The following is a 16,584-nucleotide window of genomic DNA, read 5'->3' as shown; positions in this document are numbered from 1 at the left end:
ACTAGGTTGATAGGTTAGAGGTGTAAGCATGGTAACATGTTCAGCTGACTAATACTAATAGGTCGAGGGCTTGACCAAAATATTAATCTGTGCAATTTTCAGAGAATAATTTGTTCTCTGTATATAATTGGTGATAATAATGCGGAGGGTACACTCGTTTCCATGCCGAACACGCAAGTTAAGCTCCGAGATGTCGATGATACTGCACGGGAGACTGTGTGGAAAAGTAGATAGTCGCCAATTAAGCTGGCCAATTACGGGGCAATTTAAGAGCGTCGATTCCCATCGACTAAATTGCCCGTAAATGTCCATTTAGGACATTTACCTGCAGGGGAGGCTCTGTGGAAGAGTAGGTCGTTGCCAGGTTAAATGTGGCTCATTGGTCAAGCGGTTAAGACACCACCCTCTCACGGTGGTAACAGGGGTTCGAGTCCCCTATGAGTCACCATTTATGCAGGCGTGGCGGAATTGGCAGACGCACTAGACTTAGGATCTAGCGCCTTCGGCGTGGGGGTTCGACTCCCTTCGCCTGCACCAATAAAAAAGAACTCTTTAAATAGAAAAGAGTTCTTTTTTATTGTGTATAAAATTCTTGTGCAAATGCAATATTTGATTATTTTACTAAATTATAGTCAAAAATATATATTATACTAAGATTATTGTAGATAAATAAAAAAAATACTTGTCAAGTAATGAATTTTATTGTACAATATAGAAGTTGCGATGATATAACAGCGATGAGGCAAGAGGTGGCCGGCTTCCGGGGAATTCTTTGCTGAGTATGCCTAAGTCTAGAACTGGGCGACGGAGTTTCTGTAGGTGTGTTGTTTTGTTATATAATACGCAACACCCGGAACAGTTTACAGAACATCCGCTGTTGGACGCAGGAAGCAAAGCGTGCGATGAAAAGGAGGGAAATTTAAAATGGCAAAACAAAAAATCAGAATCAGATTAAAGGCTTTTGATCACAACATATTAGATCAATCAGCTGAAAAAATTGTAGAAACTGCAAAATCTACAGGAGCTAAGGTGGCTGGACCAGTTCCACTACCAACTGAAAAAGATGTTATAACTATATTAAGAGCTCCACATAAGTATAAAGATTCAAGAGAGCAGTTTGAAATTAGAACTCATAAGAGACTAATTGATATAATTAGCCCATCACCAAAGACTGTTGATGCGTTAATGAGACTAGATTTGCCAGCAGGTGTTGATATTGAAATAAAACTATAATCGTACATAAAAATTGTACGGAATAAATGAATATGAACTATTATGATTGCAGATGTAATCCGCTAATATGTTTAGGAGGTGCAGGAGATATGAAAAAAGCTATACTAGGTAGAAAACTTGGTATGACGCAAATATTTGATGAAAATGGAAAGGTTATTCCAGTAACAGTTATTGAAGCAGGTCCATGCGTTGTAGTACAAAAGAAAACTGTTGTAAAAGATGGTTATGATGCGATTCAAGTTGGATTTGGAGATATAAGAGAAAAACTAGTTACTAAAGCTGTAAAAGGACATTTTGCAAAAGCAGGTGTTGCTTTAAGAAGATTCGTAAGAGAATTAAAGCTAGAAAATGCCAGCGAATATCAAGTTGGTCAAGAAATTAAGGCTGATGTTTTTGCAGCAGGGGATAAAGTAGACGTATCAGGAGTTTCAAAAGGTAAGGGATTTGCTGGAGTTATAAAGAGATGGAATTTTAACAGAGGACCAGAAACACACGGTTCCAAGTTCCATAGAGCAGTAGGATCCATGGGAGGATCATCTGATCCATCAAGAACATTTAAGAATAAGAAAATGCCAGGACACATGGGTAATGTTAATACAACAGTACTAAACCTTACAATTGCAAAAGTAATGCCTGAAAAAAATCTCATCCTTGTTAAAGGTGGAGTACCAGGACCAAATAAAGGTTTAGTAGTAATAAGAGATTCAGTAAAAGCTTAATTTTTGTAGAAAGGAGGATACAGAATGCCTACAGTAGGATTATTCAATAAAGAAGGACAAAAAGTTGGTGACATTCAATTATCAGATAGCGTATTTGGAGCACCAATAAATAGTTATGCAATGCACCAAGTAGTTGTAGCACAACTTGCTAATAAAAGACAAGGAACACAGTCTGCTAAGACTAGAGCTGAAGTTTCTGGTGGTGGAATAAAGCCATGGAGACAAAAAGGAACTGGTAGAGCAAGACAAGGTTCAACAAGATCACCACAATGGACTCATGGTGGTATCGTGTTTGCACCAAAGCCAAGAGATTACAGTATGTCAATTCCTAAGAAGATGAGAAGGGTAGCATTAAAATCAGCTTTATCTTCAAAGGTTGCAGACAATAACATAATAGTTTTAGAGAGCTTAGAGTTAGCTGCTCCAAAAACTAAGGAAATAGTAGCAATGCTTAATGCATTTAATGCTAAAAAAACATTAATCGTAACTGCTGAAGTTAATGAAAATGTATATAAGTCAGCAAGAAACATTGAAGGTGTTCAGGTTGTTCCAGTTAACAATATAAATGTTTATGACTTATTAAAGTATGAAAAATTTATAGTAACTAAAGAAGCTGTATCAAAAATTGAGGAGGTGTATGCATAATGAAGCTAACTAATTACGATATAATCAGAAGACCAGTTATTACTGAAAAAAGTATGGCTTCCATGGGAGAAAAGAAATACACCTTTATAGTTGATGTGCATGCGAATAAAACTATGGTAAAGAAAGCCGTAGAAGATGTTTTTGGAGTTAAGGTTGAAGATGTGAAGATTATGAACATAATGGGTAAGACAAAGAGAGTTGGAGTTCATATCGGTAAAAGACCTGACTACAAGAAAGCTATTGTTAAGTTAACTGCAGACAGTAAAACAATAGAATTCTTTGATGGAATGTAATACATTAAAGCAGGTATTGGCTGAGAGCCAGAAAAGCTAAAAAAAGGAGGGAACATGAATGGCAGTTAAAAAGTTTAATCCTACCACACCTTCAAGAAGACAAATGACAATGCCTACATTTGAAGAAATTACAACAGATGTACCAGAGAAATCTCTTCTTGTAGCAAAAAACAAAAAGGCAGGTAGAAACAACCAAGGTAAAATAACTGTTAGACATCACGGTGGTGGTGCGAAGCAAAAATATAGATTAATAGACTTTAAGAGAAATAAGGATGGTATTCCAGCAAAAGTTGCTACAATTGAGTATGATCCAAACAGATCAGCCTATATAGCACTTGTTGTATATGCAGATGGAGAAAAGAGATATATTATAGCTCCAGTTGGACTTAAAGTTGGAGATGTAGTAATGTCTGGTCCAGATGTAGATATAAAATCAGGAAACACACTTCCTCTAAGAAATATACCTGTTGGTACTGTAATTCATAATATTGAATTATCAGCAGGTAAGGGAGCGCAGCTTGTAAGAAGTGCAGGAGCATCCGCACAACTTATGGCTAAAGAGGGAGATTATGCTACACTAAGACTTCCAAGTGGTGAAATGAGATATGTAAGACTTGAATGCAGAGCTACTGTAGGGACAGTTTCAAACTTAACACATGAAATTGTTAATATAGGAAATGCAGGTAGAAAGAGACATATGGGTTGGAGACCTACTGTAAGAGGTTCTGTAATGAACCCTGTTGATCACCCACACGGTGGTGGTGAAGGTAAGTCACCAATCGGTCATCCAGGACCACTTACTCCATGGGGTAAGCCAGCACTTGGATACAAAACTAGAAAGCATAAGAAATATTCAGATAGATTTATCATTAAGAGAAGAAATACTAAATAGTTAGAAGAGAATTTTTAATTCTCTTCCTATACTATTTAATTAAATAGCAGGTATTATGAAGGGAGGCAAATTCATTGAGCAGATCAGTTAAAAAAGGACCATTCGTTCACGAAGGTTTATTAAAGAAAATAAACGAAATGAACAAGGCTGGAGATAAGAAAGTTATCAAGACTTGGTCAAGAAGTTCAACTATATTCCCACAAATGATAGGTCATACAATAGCTGTACATGATGGAAGAAAGCATGTTCCTGTATACATATCAGAGGATATGGTAGGACATAAGTTAGGCGAATTTGTACTAACTAGAACTTTCAAAGGACACGTAGATAAAACTGAGAAGAAGTCAGGCTTAAGATAGCCTTGGGAAGGAGGTAATTAACTATGGAAGCTAAAGCTATAGCTAAATATATAAGAATGTCACCAATGAAAGTTGGTATTGTTCTTGATTTAATAAGAAACAAGAATGTAAATGAAGCTTTTGCTATATTACAATATACTCCAAAGGATGCAGCTGTAGTTGTTAACAAACTACTAAAATCAGCTGTAGCAAATGCAGAAAATAATCTAAACTTAGATAAAAGTAGATTATATGTTTCTGAAGCACATGTAGGTCAAGGACCAACATTAAAGAGATTTAGACCACATGCTCAAGGTAGAGCGTTTAGTATAAAGAAGAGAACTAGCCATATTACACTAGTAGTAAAGGAAAGAGCGTAAGAAGGAGGGATATATAGTGGGACAAAAAGTACATCCACACGGCTTAAGAGTTGGTGTAATTAAAGATTGGGATGCAAAATGGTATGCAGATAACAGAAATTTTGCTGATAATCTTATAGAAGATAATAAAGTTAGAGAATTTGTAAAGAAAAAGTTATTTCAAGCTGGAATTTCAAAAATTGAAATAGAAAGAGCCGCTAAGAGAGTTAAGTTAAATGTATTTACTGCTAAACCTGGTATGGTTATCGGTAAAGGCGGAGCTGGAATTGATGAGTTAAAGAAAGCTGTTCAGGACATGGTTGGAGATAAGACAGTACTTATCAACATCGTTGAAGTTAAAAATGCAGAAACAGATGCACAGCTTATGGCTGAAAACATTGCTGCACAATTAGAGAAAAGAATCGCTTTCAGAAGAGCTATGAAACAAACTATACAAAGAGCTATGAAGCAAGGCGTTAAGGGAGTTAAAACTGAATGTTCAGGAAGACTTGCAGGTGCAGAAATAGCTAGAAGCGAAAGATACCATGAAGGAACAATTCCACTACAAACATTAAGAGCAGATATCGATTATGGATTTGCTGAAGCAGACACAACATATGGTAAAATCGGAGTTAAGGTTTGGGTGTATAAAGGAGAGGTTCTTCCAACTAAGAAAGTTAAAAAGGAAGAAGCAAACGCATAAGGAAGGAGGAATACGCTATGTTAATGCCTAAAAGAGTAAAACATCGTAAGGTTCAACGTGGCAAAATGAGAGGTAAAGCTACAAGAGGTAACTTTATTGCCTATGGAGACTTTGCTATTCAAGCTACTGAATGTGGATGGATTACAAGTAATCAAATAGAGTCAGCGAGAATTGCAATAAATAGATATGTTAAAAGAGGAGGAAAACTTTGGATAAAGATTTTCCCAGATAAGCCAGTTACTGAAAAACCAGCTGAAACACGTATGGGATCTGGTAAAGGTTCACCAGAATACTGGGTAGCAGTTGTTAAACCAGGTAGAGTATTATTTGAATTATCAGGAGTATCTGAAGAGGTTGCTAGAGAGGCAATGAGACTAGCATCACACAAACTTCCTGTATCAACTAAGTTTGTTACAAGAAGAGATTTTGAGGAAATGGGTGGTGAGATTAATGAAGGCTAATGATTTAAGAGATTTAAGAGAAAGTACTCCTCAAGATTTAGCAGATAAGCTAAATGGCTTAAAAGCTGAGCTATTTAATTTAAGATTTCAGTTAGCTACTGGTCAACTTGAAAATCCAATGAGAATAAGAGAAGTTAAAAAATCTATAGCCCAAATTAAGACCATCCTTAGGGAAGCTGAGTTAAGGGCAGTAAAGCAGTAATGCCGAAAGGAGGAGTGTCCAAGTGGAAAGAGCAAATAGAAAGACAAGAATAGGTAGAGTTGTTTCAGACAAAATGGATAAGACAATAGTAGTTGCCGTTGAGACAAAAGTTCGTCATCCATTGTATGGAAAGACAATGAACAGAACTACTAAGTTCAAGGCTCATGATGAGAATAACGAAGCTAAAATTAATGATAGAGTTTTAATAATGGAAACTAGACCATTATCTAAAGATAAAAGATGGAGATTAGTTGAAATAGTTGAGAAAGCTAAATAGCTTTAATGCTGAAAGGAGGTTATTTACATGATACAGCAGCAAACAATGTTAAAGGTAGCTGACAACACTGGTGCAAAAGAAATTATGTGTATCAGAGTTTTAGGTGGTTCCAAGAGAAAGTATGGAAACATTGGTGATGTAATAGTTGCTAGCGTTAAAAGTGCAACACCAGGCGGAGTTGTTAAAAAAGGTGACGTTGTAAAGGCAGTTATCGTTAGATCCGTTAAAGGAACAAGAAGAGCTGACGGCTCATATATAAGATTTGATGAAAATGCAGCAGTAATAATAAAAGATGATAAACAGCCAAGGGGAACTCGTATCTTTGGACCTGTGGCTAGGGAGCTAAGAGATAAGGAATACACAAAGATTCTTTCATTAGCGCCAGAAGTTCTATAAGATAGGGAGGTGGCTATGATGGAAAAAGTTAAAGTGCATGTTAGAAAAAAAGACACAGTAATGGTTATATCCGGAAAAGATAAGGGTAAAATCGGCGAAGTTTTAGCAGTAATGCCTAAGACTGGTAAAGTAGTCGTTAAGGATGTTAATGTTGTAAATAGACATACTAAACCTAACAGAGCGAATATGCAAGGTGGAATAGTTAAAAAAGAAGCACCTATTTTCAGTTCAAAGGTTATGTTATACTGCAATAACTGCAAAAATGTAACAAGAATAAGCCATAAAATACTTGACGACGGAACTAAAGTTAGAGTATGTAAGAAGTGCGGAGAAACATTTTAATGTTTGAAAGGAGGTTTAACTAATGGTTCCAAGACTACAAGAAAGATATGAGAAAGAAGTTGTTCCAGCTTTGATGGAGAAGTTTGGATATAAAAATATAATGGAAGTTCCAAAGCTTGAAAAAATAGTTGTGAACATGGGTGTTGGTGAAGCTAAAGATAATGCTAAGGTTTTAGAGTCTGCTATGGCTGATTTACAGTTAATAACAGGACAGAAACCAATTTTAACTAGAGCTAAGAAATCAATAGCAAACTTTAAGATAAGACAAAACATGCCAATAGGCTGCAAAGTTACTCTTAGAAAGAACAGAATGTATGAATTCGCTGACAAGTTAATGAACGTAGCTCTACCAAGAGTTAGAGATTTCAGAGGCGTTTCAGACAAATCCTTCGATGGAAGAGGAAACTACTCCTTAGGAGTTAAAGAGCAGTTAATTTTCCCAGAAGTTGAATATGATAAAATCGACAAAGTAAGAGGTATGGATATAATATTCGTAACTACAGCAAAGACAGACGAGGAAGCAAGAGAATTATTAAGATTCCTTGGAATGCCATTTGCTCAATAATTAAGGAGGGAAAACATGGCACGTAAGGCTTTGATAGAAAAGTGGAATAAAGAACCAAAGTTTTCAACTAGAGCTTATACAAGATGCAGAATTTGTGGAAGACCACATGCTGTATTAAGAAAGTTTGGTATATGCCGTATTTGTTTTAGAGAACTTGCTTATAAAGGCCAAATACCTGGCGTTAAGAAGGCAAGCTGGTAATAGAACCTATTGAATGAAAGGAGGCACAAATCAATGGCAATGACAGATCCTATTGCAGATTTACTAACCCGTATAAGAAATGCTAATGTGGTTAGACATGAAATAGTAGAAGTACCTTCTTCAAATATAAAGAAGGCTGTTGCAAATATAATGCTACAAGAGGGATATTTAAAGAACATAGAGGAATACAATGATGGATCAGTTCCTATGTTAAGATTAAGTATGAAATATGGTGCTAATAAGCAAAGAGTTATAACAGGACTTAGAAGAATTTCTAAGCCAGGACTTAGAGTTTACTGCAGAAAGGAAGAAATTCCTAAAGTATTAAATGGTTTAGGTGTTGCAGTAATATCAACTTCTAAGGGAATTGTTACAGATAGAGAGGCAAGAAAATTAGGACTAGGTGGAGAAGTTATTTGCTACATCTGGTAGTTAAACAGAGGAGGTGTAATTAATGTCAAGAATAGGAAGACTTCCAGTAGCTATACCAAGTGGTGTAACAGTTACAGTAACACCAGACAACGTTGTTACTGTAAAGGGACCTAAAGGTCAACTTGTAAAAGCTATGAGCACAAAGATAAATATAGCTGTTGAAAATAATTCTGTAGTTGTTACAAGAGATAGTGATGACAAAGAAAAAAGAGCTCTTCATGGTTTAACTAGAGCTTTAGTTAATAATATGATTACAGGTGTAACTCAAGGATATCAAAAGACATTAGAATTAGTTGGTGTTGGTTATAGAGCAGCACTACAAGGTAAAAAATTGGTTATGAACCTTGGATATTCACATCCAGTTGAAATAGAAGCAGTAGCTGGTATAGAGTTTGAAACTCCAGCTCCAACAAAAGTTGTTGTTAAAGGTATTGACAAAGAATTAGTAGGTGCAGTAGCTGCTGACATTAGAACATGGAGAAAGCCTGAACCTTATAAAGGAAAAGGAATTAAGTACGATAACGAAGTTATCAGACGTAAAGAAGGTAAGACAGGTAAGAAATAATTAGTTTACAACAGGTCAATGCGTATAAATTAAATTTAGAGTATTGACGCACAAAGAAAGGAGTGAACTTAATGTTTAGTAAGGAAAACAGACAAGAAGCTAGAAAAAGACGCCACTTAAGAATACGTAAGAAAGTGTCTGGTACTAGTGAAAAACCAAGATTAGCTGTATTTAGAAGTGAGAAAAACATATATGCTCAAATAATTGATGATGTAGCACAAAGGACTTTAGTTGCAGCATCAAGCTTAGATAAAGAATTCAACGGAGTAGGAAGCAATAAGGAAGCAGCTAGAGAAGTTGGAAAGCTTATAGCTAAAAAAGCTATAGAAAAAGGAATTAAGTCTGTTGTATTTGACAGAGGCGGATTTATATATCACGGAAGAATAAAAGAACTTGCTGAAGGTGCAAGGGAAGCAGGACTAGAATTCTAAAAGAAGGAGGGAAATAAATGAGAATAGATCCTAGCACACTAGAGCTTAAAGAAAAAGTTGTTTTTATAAACAGAGTTGCTAAGGTTGTTAAGGGTGGTAGAAATTTCAGATTCAGTGCTCTTGTAGTAGTTGGAGATGAAAATGGCCACGTAGGAGTTGGAATTGGTAAATCAATAGAAATTCCTGAAGCTATTAGAAAAGGAATAGAAGATGCTAAAAAGAATCTTGTAAAAACACCTATCGTTGGAACTACAGTTCCACATGAGATAGTTGGAGAGTTTGGAAAGGGTAAAGTACTTATAATGCCAGCTGCAGAAGGTACAGGAGTTATAGCTGGAGGTCCAGCTAGAGCGGTACTTGAGCTTGCAGGATTAAAAGACGTTAGAGCTAAATCTCTTGGTTCTAATAACCCAAGAAACATGGTTAATGCTACAATAAACGGATTAGCTTCTTTAAGAACAGCTGAAGATATAGCTAAACTTAGAGGCAAGACTGTTGAAGAGATTCTAGGTTAGGAGGGATTGACCATGGCTAAGCTGCAAATAACATTAAAGAAGAGTTTAATCGGAAGATTAGATAGCCACATAGCTACAGCTAAAGCTCTAGGATTAAAAACAATCGGAAAGAGCGTTGAAAAAGAGGATACTCCTCAAATCAGAGGTATGATAAATAAAATAGGATATCTTTTAGAAGTGAAAGAAGTATAAGATAAAGAGGAGGTGCAGAGTATGAAACTTCATGACTTAAAACCTGCTGCAGGTGCTAAAAAAAGCCCTAAAAGAGTTGGTAGAGGTACTGGTTCAGGTTTAGGAAGAAATGCTGGTAAAGGTGAAAAGGGTCAATGGGCAAGATCTGGCGGTGGAGTAAGACCAGGTTTTGAAGGAGGTCAGATGCCTCTTTACAGAAGACTTCCAAAGAGAGGTTTTACAAATATATTTGCTAAAGAATACGCTACAATAAATGTAGATAGATTAAATATATTTGAAGACGGAACTGTAGTAACACCAGAATTATTACTTGAAACAAGAGTAATAAGCAAATTATATGATGGTGTTAAAATATTAGGAAACGGTGACTTAACAAAGAACTTGACAGTTAAAGCGTCTAAATTTTCTAAGACTGCAGCTGAAAAAATTCAAGCGGCTGGGGGAAAAGTTGAGGTGGTATAAATGCTATCAACCCTACGTAATGCATGGAGAACTCCAGATTTAAGGAAAAAAATTTTATGGACACTGTTTTTAGTTGCAATTTACAGGATGGGGAATCATATCCTCGTTCCTGGAGTTGATGCAAGTGCACTTCAGAGTTATGCTGCATCAGGCACATTGCTTGGATTTTATGATTTAATTTCAGGTGGTGCTTTCAGTAAATTTAATATATTTGCTTTGGGTGTAGTACCGTATATTAATGCGTCTATCGTAGTTCAATTATTAACAGTTGCTATTCCATATTTAGAGCAGCTTTCAAAAGAAGGCGAAGATGGTAGAAAAAAGATACAAAAGTATACTAGGTACGCAGCAGTTGCATTTGCTATTTTACAGTCCTTCACAATATATGTTTTAATAGCTAATGCTGGAGCACTAAAGAGTAATTCTAGATTGAATATATTCGTTATAATGCTCACAGTTACAACTGCATCAATATTTTTGATGTGGTTAGGAGATCAAATTTCAGTTAAAGGATTAGGGAACGGTATATCTTTACTGATATTTGTAAATATTTTATCAAGAATTCCTTTTACTGCATATCAAGTTGGAGTACTCCAAAAAGCAGAAGAAGTTAATATAGTAGGCGTAATTATGTTTATAGCATTAGTAGCAGCCTTATTAGTCGCAGTTGTTGTAATGAGTTTGGCAGAAAGAAGAATACCAGTTCAATATGCAGGGAAAACTGTTGGAAATAAGACTTTCAGGGGACAGACAACTCATATTCCTATAAATATGAATGCCTCTGGAGTTATTGCTATAATATTTGCATCGTCAGTTATGCAGTTTCCAGCAACAATTGCTCAATTCTGGCCTAACTCACCTGTATTTAAAGCAATTACAGGAAGTAAATATAGTCCTTTTAAAGCAAATACATGGTTATATGCAGTTGTGTTCTTTTTGTTAATTTTATTTTTTTCATGGTTTTATACGCAGATAACTTTTAAACCTGATGAAATGTCTGAGAATATGCATAAGTCATCAGGGTTTATACCAGGTATAAGACCTGGAGATTATACTGCAAAATACATTGAAAAAGTATTAACTAAAGTTTCATTGCTTGGGGGAGCTTTTGTAGCTGTAATAGCTGTTTTCCCAATCATTCTTGAAGGATATACCAAATTTAAGGGAATCTCCTTTGGAGGAACTAGTTTATTAATTGTGGTTGGAGTTGCTCTTGATACAATGAGACAAATGGAATCACAATTAGTAATGCGTCACTATCAAGGATTTTTAAAATAACTATGCGGAGATGGTGCTATTGAAAATAGTTTTATTAGGTCCTCCTGGAGCTGGTAAAGGAACTCAGGCTAAATCAATATGTAATAGATTATCCATACCCCATATATCAACGGGTGATATTTTTCGAAAACATATTTCAGAAAATACCTCTCTAGGAATCGAAGCAAAAAAAAGCATTGATAAAGGCCAGTTAGTATCAGATGAATTAACCATAAGGATAGTTCTGGAAAGACTAAAAAATGAAGATTGTAAGTCAGGATTTCTGTTAGATGGCTTTCCAAGAACAGTAGTTCAAGCAAATGCACTAGACAGTTTTCTTGAAACAGAAGGTCAAAAACTTGATACTACATTATTAATTGATGTTCCTAAAGATTTTATTATTGAGCGTATGAGCGGCAGAAGAGTATGTCTAACCTGCGGAGCAAGCTATCACATAAAGTTTAACCCTCCGATTTTTGAAGGTAAATGTGATATTTGTGGTAGTGATATTATACAAAGGAAAGACGACGAGGAAAAAACAGTTAGAGAAAGGCTGGATATTTATAATCAGCAAACAGAACCTCTTATAAAATACTACAGAGATAAAGGTATTTTAGCTGTTATAGATGGAACACAAGCAATAAACGATGTTTTTAAAAATATTTGTAAAGTCCTAGGGAGAGATAACTAAATGATAATAATTAAAAATGATAATGAAATTGAATATATGAGGCGTGCAGGTAGGCTTGTTGGGGAAACCCTGGCAATGCTTGAAGAGCTGATAAAACCAGGAATAACCACTGCGGAGTTAGATAAAATAGCAGAAGAGTTCATAAAAAAACATAATGCAAAACCATCATTTAAGGGTTATCACGGGTTTCCGGCATCTATATGTGCATCTGTAAATAATGAAGTTGTACATGGTATTCCAGCAAATAGGGTTCTACAAGAAGGAGATATAATTAGTATTGATTGTGGAGTAATTTTAGATGGATTTCAAGGAGATGCCGCTAGAACAATTCCAGTTGGTAAAATATCTAAAGAAGCTGAGAATTTAATTCAAGTTACTGAAACAAGCTTTTTTAAAGGAATAGAAAAAGCATTAGTTGGAAACAGGCTTACTGATATATCTGCTTCAATACAAACTTACGTTGAGAGTTTTAATTATTCTGTTGTACGTGATTTTGTTGGTCATGGAATTGGGAGAAACATGCATGAAGATCCCGAAGTTCCAAACTTCGGGAGACCAGGCAGAGGACCTAAGCTAGTACATGGCATGGTTTTAGCTATAGAACCTATGGTGAATATAGGTAAATACGATGTCAGAGTGGAATCAAATGGCTGGACAGTGGTAACTGAAGATGGTTCTCTTTCAGCTCATTATGAAAACACTGTAGCCATTTTAAAAAATGGACCGGAAATACTAACTCTTATCTGATGAGGTGGTTAATTTGATATTTACTGATTATGTTGGCAGGGTTGCTTATTCAAAATCAGGTAGAGATGCTGGCAGAATTTTCATTATAACAAGTATAATTGATGAAGATTATGTTTATATTACAGATGGAGATTTAAGACCAGTAGAAAAGCCAAAGAAGAAAAAAATTAAGCATCTTAAGATTACTGATATTACAGCAAGTGAAATTAAACAATTGCTAAAACAAGGAGATAAGGTTAGTAATAGAGCGGTAAAAAAGTTTTTACAGTCAATGAGCTCTAATGAGGAGGTTTGATTACCTTATGTCAAAGGATGATGTTATTGAAATGCAGGGTAAGGTTTTAGAGGCACTACCTAATGCGATGTTTAAAGTTGAACTGGAAAGTGGTCATGAAATATTGGCACATATTTCTGGTAAACTTAGAATGAATTTTATTAGAATTATACCTGGTGACAAGGTTACTGTGGAGCTTTCTCCATATGACTTGACACGTGGTAGAATAACCTGGAGAGCAAAGTAATAAGGAGGGTTAGCCATGAAAGTAAGGCCATCAGTTAAGCCAATATGCGAAAAGTGCAAGATTATCAAGAGAAAAGGAAGAGTCATGGTTATTTGTGAAAATCCTAAGCACAAGCAAAAACAAGGTTAATTATGTTTTAGGAGCGGCTGACGATAGGGCATGCTGGTTCTATCGGCCTAAAACTTATATATATATAAAACATTAAAATGAAGTTTGTTTCATTTGATTAATACCTAGGAGGTGTAAGATTTAATGGCAAGAATAGCAGGTGTTGACCTACCAAAAGAAAAAAGAGTTGAAATAGGTCTAACATATATTTATGGTATAGGACTACCAAGCTCACATAAAATATTAGCAGAAACTGGAGTTAATCCAGATACTAGAGTTAGAGACTTAACTGAAGAAGAAGTTAATGCATTAAGAGATTATATCAACAAAAACTTCAAGGTTGAAGGCGATTTAAGAAGAGATGTAGCTCTTAGCATAAAGAGATTAATCGAAATAGGATGTTACAGAGGTATAAGACATAGAAAAGGACTTCCAGTAAGAGGTCAAAGAACTAAAACAAATGCAAGAACAAGAAAAGGCCCAAAGAGAGCTATAGGGGCTAAGAAGAAGAAATAGTAAGGAGGTAAGGAAATGGCAGCTCAAAAGGTAAAGAGAACTACTAGAAGAAGAAAAGAAAGAAAGAACGTTGAGCATGGTGCTGCACATATAAAATCCACTTTCAACAACTCTATAGTTACTATTACTGATAAAGTTGGTAATGCTCTATCATGGGCTAGTGCTGGTGGATTAGGTTTCAGAGGTTCAAGAAAGAGCACTCCATATGCAGCTCAAATGGCTGCAGAAACTGCTGCAAAAGCAGCTATGGAGCATGGTCTGAGAAGTGTTGAAGTATACGTAAAAGGACCAGGAGCAGGTAGAGAAGCTGCTATAAGATCACTTCAAGCAGCTGGCTTAGAAGTTACACTTATAAAAGACGTTACTCCAATACCACATAATGGCTGCAGACCACCAAAAAGAAGAAGAGTTTAATTGTGGTAATATATAGAGAAAATCACAGGAGGTGTAGATTTTAATGGCAAGATATACTGGAGCTCACTGCAGATTATGCAGAAGAGAAGGAATGAAGCTATTCCTTAAAGGGGATAGATGCTATACAGATAAATGTGCATTTGCTAGAAGAGGATATGCACCAGGACAACACGGACAAAATAAGAAGAAGCTTTCAAACTATGGTGTTCAATTAAGAGAAAAGCAGAAAGCTAAGAGAATCTACGAATTACTAGAAGGTCAGTTCAGAAAGTACTATGAAAAGGCTGATAGAATGAAGGGAATAACAGGTGAGAACCTATTAAAAATTCTTGAAATGAGACTTGACAACGTAGTATTCAGATTAGGTTTCGGTGGTTCAAGAAGAGAAGCTAGACAGTTAGTAACTCATGGACATTTCCTAGTAAACGGAAAGAAAGTAAATATTCCATCATACCAAGTATCAGTGGGTGATGTTATAACTGTTGCAGAAAAGAGCAGAAGCAGCGAAAGATTCAAAATGTTTGCTGAAAATCCAAAGGCTCTGCCAAATTGGATGCAAGGAAATGTTGAAAATTTCGAAGGCAAGATAATAGCTGAACCAGCTAGAGCTGATATAGATGTTCCAGTAAATGAAACATTAATAGTTGAGTTATATAGCAAGTAATTAAAATAGAATCAGTTGCCCTCAAAATAGGATAATATAAATAAATAAGGAGGGTTTATATGTTAGAAATAGAAAAGCCAAAAATAGAATGTGTTGAGCTTAAAGACGATGGTACCTATGGGAAATTTGTTGTAGAACCATTAGAGAGAGGTTATGGTACAACTTTAGGTAATGCATTGAGGAGAATATTACTTTCATCATTACCTGGGGTAGCAGCAACCTCAGTTAAAATTGAAAATGTACTTCATGAGTTTTCCACTGTACAAGGAGTTAAGGAAGATGTAACCGAACTTATACTAAACATAAAAGGTTTAGCATTAAAAATGAATGGTGAAGGTCCTAAAACTATTTATATAGATGCTAAAGGAGAATGTGAAGTAACTGGAGCAGATATTAAAACCGATGGAGATGTAGAAGTTGTAAATAAGGATTTACATATAGCAACATTAGACACTGATGGAAAGCTATATATGGAAATCACTGTTGATAGAGGAAGAGGATATGTTTCTCAGACTAAAAACAAGAGTGATAACTTACCTATAAATACAATTCCTGTTGATTCAATATACACTCCAGTTAAAAGAGTTAATTTTACAGTAGAAAACACAAGAGTTGGTCAAATTACCGATTATGATAAACTAACTCTTGAGGTATGGACTAATGGAACAATTAAGCCAGATGAAGCTATAGGGTTATCTGCAAAGATACTTATAGAGCACTTTAAGTTGTTTATGACATTAACTGATCATGCTAATAATGTGGAAATAATGGTTGAAAAAGAGGAAGATAAGAAGGAAAAAGTTCTAGAAATGACTATTGAAGAACTTGATCTTTCAGTAAGAAGTTATAACTGCTTAAAGAGAGCTGGTATTAATACAGTACAAGAGTTAACGCAAAGATCAATGGATGATATGATGAAGGTTAGAAACTTAGGTAAAAAGTCACTTGAAGAAGTTGAGCAAAAACTTGAAGCTCTTGGCTTAAGCCTAAGACAGAGTGAGGAATAAAACTCTGTGTACCGACCAATTTTAAAAAGGAGGTAAAGACATGGCAGGATATCGTAAGTTAGGTCGTCCAACTGACCAAAGAAAAGCAATGTTAAGAAACTTAGTTACTAGTTTCTTAAAGCATGGAAAAATTGAAACTACTGATACAAGAGCAAAAGAAACTAGAAACTTAGCTGAAAAGATGATAACTCTTGCTAAAAGAGGAGATCTTCATGCTAGAAGACAAGTTCTTGCTTTTGTAACTGAAGAAAGTGTAGTAGCAAATTTATTTGAAAATATAGCTCCAAAGTATGCAGAAAGAAATGGTGGATATACTAGAATGTATAAAGTAGGTCCAAGAAGAGGCGATGGAGCAGAAATGGTTATACTAGAGTTAGTATAATATTAAAAGGGATTAAGTTAAACTAGCTTAGTCCCTTTTTTGTAATAGAGGTGT

General features: G+C 35.5%; 32 protein-coding genes, 2 tRNA genes and 2 rRNA genes. All 36 read left to right on the top strand.

Annotation, left to right across the window (positions count from 1 at the left end):
- Positions 1-78, top strand: a 23S ribosomal RNA gene (locus tag M2651_RS14490); the annotation flags it as partial.
- A 48-nt stretch (positions 79-126) separates the two neighbouring features.
- A 5S ribosomal RNA gene (gene rrf / locus M2651_RS07135) occupies positions 127-243 on the top strand.
- Between the two features lie 130 nt (positions 244-373).
- Positions 374-448: transfer RNA gene (locus tag M2651_RS07130), tRNA-Glu, on the top strand.
- Between the two features lie 5 nt (positions 449-453).
- Positions 454-537, top strand: a tRNA-Leu gene (locus M2651_RS07125).
- Positions 538-924: 387 nt separating this feature from the next.
- Entirely contained in the window at positions 925-1,233 is a 309-nt protein-coding gene (rpsJ, locus tag M2651_RS07120; RefSeq protein WP_252131656.1) for a 30S ribosomal protein S10, read from the top strand.
- A gap of 89 nt (positions 1,234-1,322) precedes the next feature.
- Positions 1,323-1,952, top strand: coding sequence for a 50S ribosomal protein L3 (rplC, locus tag M2651_RS07115; RefSeq protein ID WP_252131655.1), 630 nt, complete (start codon positions 1,323-1,325; stop codon positions 1,950-1,952).
- 24 nt (positions 1,953-1,976) lie between these two features.
- A complete protein-coding gene (gene rplD, locus M2651_RS07110) occupies positions 1,977-2,597 on the top strand; it encodes a 50S ribosomal protein L4 (protein ID WP_252131654.1) in 621 nt (206 codons plus the stop codon).
- Positions 2,597-2,890 carry a 50S ribosomal protein L23 gene (gene rplW, locus M2651_RS07105; protein ID WP_252131653.1) on the top strand — a complete coding sequence of 98 codons (294 nt, stop codon included), beginning with the start codon at positions 2,597-2,599 and terminating at the stop codon, positions 2,888-2,890. Before rplD ends, rplW begins: the two co-directional genes overlap by 1 nt.
- Before the next feature lie 58 nt (positions 2,891-2,948).
- Positions 2,949-3,782 (top strand): 50S ribosomal protein L2, encoded by an 834-nt coding sequence (rplB, locus tag M2651_RS07100; protein WP_252131652.1) that lies wholly within the window; start codon positions 2,949-2,951, stop codon positions 3,780-3,782.
- A gap of 74 nt (positions 3,783-3,856) precedes the next feature.
- On the top strand, positions 3,857-4,141 hold the full coding sequence (rpsS, locus tag M2651_RS07095) for a 30S ribosomal protein S19 (protein WP_252131651.1): 285 nt from the start codon (positions 3,857-3,859) through the stop codon (positions 4,139-4,141).
- Between the two features lie 23 nt (positions 4,142-4,164).
- Entirely contained in the window at positions 4,165-4,500 is a 336-nt protein-coding gene (gene rplV / locus M2651_RS07090; protein ID WP_252131650.1) for a 50S ribosomal protein L22, read from the top strand.
- A gap of 16 nt (positions 4,501-4,516) precedes the next feature.
- Positions 4,517-5,182 (top strand): 30S ribosomal protein S3, encoded by a 666-nt coding sequence (gene rpsC / locus M2651_RS07085; RefSeq protein ID WP_252131649.1) that lies wholly within the window; start codon positions 4,517-4,519, stop codon positions 5,180-5,182.
- 17 nt (positions 5,183-5,199) lie between these two features.
- Positions 5,200-5,643 carry a 50S ribosomal protein L16 gene (gene rplP, locus M2651_RS07080; protein WP_252131648.1) on the top strand — a complete coding sequence of 148 codons (444 nt, stop codon included), beginning with the start codon at positions 5,200-5,202 and terminating at the stop codon, positions 5,641-5,643.
- Positions 5,633-5,845: a 50S ribosomal protein L29 gene (rpmC, locus tag M2651_RS07075; protein WP_252131647.1), complete on the top strand. Its 213-nt coding sequence runs from the start codon at positions 5,633-5,635 to the stop codon at positions 5,843-5,845. Before rplP ends, rpmC begins: the two co-directional genes overlap by 11 nt.
- A 22-nt stretch (positions 5,846-5,867) precedes the next feature.
- Positions 5,868-6,122 carry a 30S ribosomal protein S17 gene (gene rpsQ / locus M2651_RS07070; RefSeq protein WP_252131646.1) on the top strand — a complete coding sequence of 85 codons (255 nt, stop codon included), beginning with the start codon at positions 5,868-5,870 and terminating at the stop codon, positions 6,120-6,122.
- Between the two features lie 27 nt (positions 6,123-6,149).
- On the top strand, positions 6,150-6,518 hold the full coding sequence (rplN, locus tag M2651_RS07065; RefSeq protein WP_252131645.1) for a 50S ribosomal protein L14: 369 nt from the start codon (positions 6,150-6,152) through the stop codon (positions 6,516-6,518).
- Positions 6,519-6,533: 15 nt separating this feature from the next.
- Positions 6,534-6,860, top strand: a complete 327-nt coding sequence (gene rplX / locus M2651_RS07060; RefSeq protein ID WP_434062140.1) for a 50S ribosomal protein L24 — start codon at positions 6,534-6,536, stop codon at positions 6,858-6,860.
- A gap of 22 nt (positions 6,861-6,882) precedes the next feature.
- Positions 6,883-7,425, top strand: a complete 543-nt coding sequence (rplE, locus tag M2651_RS07055) for a 50S ribosomal protein L5 (protein ID WP_252131644.1) — start codon at positions 6,883-6,885, stop codon at positions 7,423-7,425.
- Between the two features lie 15 nt (positions 7,426-7,440).
- A complete protein-coding gene (locus M2651_RS07050) occupies positions 7,441-7,626 on the top strand; it encodes a type Z 30S ribosomal protein S14 (RefSeq protein WP_250815518.1) in 186 nt (61 codons plus the stop codon).
- A 33-nt stretch (positions 7,627-7,659) separates the two neighbouring features.
- The gene (rpsH, locus tag M2651_RS07045; protein ID WP_252131643.1) at positions 7,660-8,058 is read left to right on the top strand and encodes a 30S ribosomal protein S8; all 399 of its coding nucleotides are present in this window, start codon (positions 7,660-7,662) and stop codon (positions 8,056-8,058) included.
- 22 nt (positions 8,059-8,080) lie between these two features.
- A complete protein-coding gene (gene rplF / locus M2651_RS07040) occupies positions 8,081-8,623 on the top strand; it encodes a 50S ribosomal protein L6 (RefSeq protein WP_252131642.1) in 543 nt (180 codons plus the stop codon).
- 71 nt (positions 8,624-8,694) lie between these two features.
- Positions 8,695-9,054 (top strand): 50S ribosomal protein L18, encoded by a 360-nt coding sequence (gene rplR / locus M2651_RS07035; protein WP_252131641.1) that lies wholly within the window; start codon positions 8,695-8,697, stop codon positions 9,052-9,054.
- Positions 9,055-9,071: 17 nt separating this feature from the next.
- Positions 9,072-9,569: a 30S ribosomal protein S5 gene (gene rpsE / locus M2651_RS07030; protein ID WP_252131640.1), complete on the top strand. Its 498-nt coding sequence runs from the start codon at positions 9,072-9,074 to the stop codon at positions 9,567-9,569.
- 12 nt (positions 9,570-9,581) lie between these two features.
- Positions 9,582-9,761 carry a 50S ribosomal protein L30 gene (rpmD, locus tag M2651_RS07025; RefSeq protein ID WP_252131639.1) on the top strand — a complete coding sequence of 60 codons (180 nt, stop codon included), beginning with the start codon at positions 9,582-9,584 and terminating at the stop codon, positions 9,759-9,761.
- A 21-nt stretch (positions 9,762-9,782) separates the two neighbouring features.
- On the top strand, positions 9,783-10,223 hold the full coding sequence (gene rplO, locus M2651_RS07020; RefSeq protein WP_252131638.1) for a 50S ribosomal protein L15: 441 nt from the start codon (positions 9,783-9,785) through the stop codon (positions 10,221-10,223).
- Complete coding sequence (gene secY, locus M2651_RS07015; RefSeq protein ID WP_252131637.1) at positions 10,224-11,501, top strand: preprotein translocase subunit SecY; 1,278 nt, start codon at positions 10,224-10,226, stop codon at positions 11,499-11,501.
- 19 nt (positions 11,502-11,520) lie between these two features.
- Positions 11,521-12,171: an adenylate kinase gene (locus M2651_RS07010; protein WP_252131636.1), complete on the top strand. Its 651-nt coding sequence runs from the start codon at positions 11,521-11,523 to the stop codon at positions 12,169-12,171.
- Positions 12,172-12,918, top strand: coding sequence for a type I methionyl aminopeptidase (map, locus tag M2651_RS07005; RefSeq protein WP_252131635.1), 747 nt, complete (start codon positions 12,172-12,174; stop codon positions 12,916-12,918).
- A gap of 13 nt (positions 12,919-12,931) precedes the next feature.
- Complete coding sequence (locus M2651_RS07000) at positions 12,932-13,213, top strand: KOW domain-containing RNA-binding protein (protein ID WP_286207951.1); 282 nt, start codon at positions 12,932-12,934, stop codon at positions 13,211-13,213.
- A gap of 7 nt (positions 13,214-13,220) precedes the next feature.
- Positions 13,221-13,439 carry a translation initiation factor IF-1 gene (gene infA / locus M2651_RS06995; protein ID WP_252131634.1) on the top strand — a complete coding sequence of 73 codons (219 nt, stop codon included), beginning with the start codon at positions 13,221-13,223 and terminating at the stop codon, positions 13,437-13,439.
- A gap of 15 nt (positions 13,440-13,454) precedes the next feature.
- Positions 13,455-13,568: a 50S ribosomal protein L36 gene (gene rpmJ / locus M2651_RS06990; RefSeq protein WP_025434559.1), complete on the top strand. Its 114-nt coding sequence runs from the start codon at positions 13,455-13,457 to the stop codon at positions 13,566-13,568.
- A gap of 123 nt (positions 13,569-13,691) precedes the next feature.
- Complete coding sequence (gene rpsM, locus M2651_RS06985) at positions 13,692-14,063, top strand: 30S ribosomal protein S13 (RefSeq protein ID WP_252131633.1); 372 nt, start codon at positions 13,692-13,694, stop codon at positions 14,061-14,063.
- 15 nt (positions 14,064-14,078) lie between these two features.
- On the top strand, positions 14,079-14,477 hold the full coding sequence (gene rpsK / locus M2651_RS06980; RefSeq protein WP_252131632.1) for a 30S ribosomal protein S11: 399 nt from the start codon (positions 14,079-14,081) through the stop codon (positions 14,475-14,477).
- A 43-nt stretch (positions 14,478-14,520) separates the two neighbouring features.
- Positions 14,521-15,141, top strand: coding sequence for a 30S ribosomal protein S4 (gene rpsD, locus M2651_RS06975; protein WP_252131631.1), 621 nt, complete (start codon positions 14,521-14,523; stop codon positions 15,139-15,141).
- A gap of 59 nt (positions 15,142-15,200) precedes the next feature.
- Entirely contained in the window at positions 15,201-16,148 is a 948-nt protein-coding gene (locus tag M2651_RS06970; RefSeq protein ID WP_252131630.1) for a DNA-directed RNA polymerase subunit alpha, read from the top strand.
- Between the two features lie 40 nt (positions 16,149-16,188).
- Positions 16,189-16,530 carry a 50S ribosomal protein L17 gene (rplQ, locus tag M2651_RS06965; protein WP_252131629.1) on the top strand — a complete coding sequence of 114 codons (342 nt, stop codon included), beginning with the start codon at positions 16,189-16,191 and terminating at the stop codon, positions 16,528-16,530.
- The last annotated feature ends 54 nt before the right edge of the window (positions 16,531-16,584 follow it).

Source organism: Clostridium caldaquaticum, from assembly GCF_023806125.1.
GTDB classification, from domain to species: Bacteria; Bacillota; Clostridia; order Clostridiales; family Clostridiaceae; genus Clostridium_AT; species Clostridium_AT caldaquaticum.
Note: the sequence above shows the minus strand (reverse complement) of the source record. Positions and strands in the feature narration are given on the sequence as shown.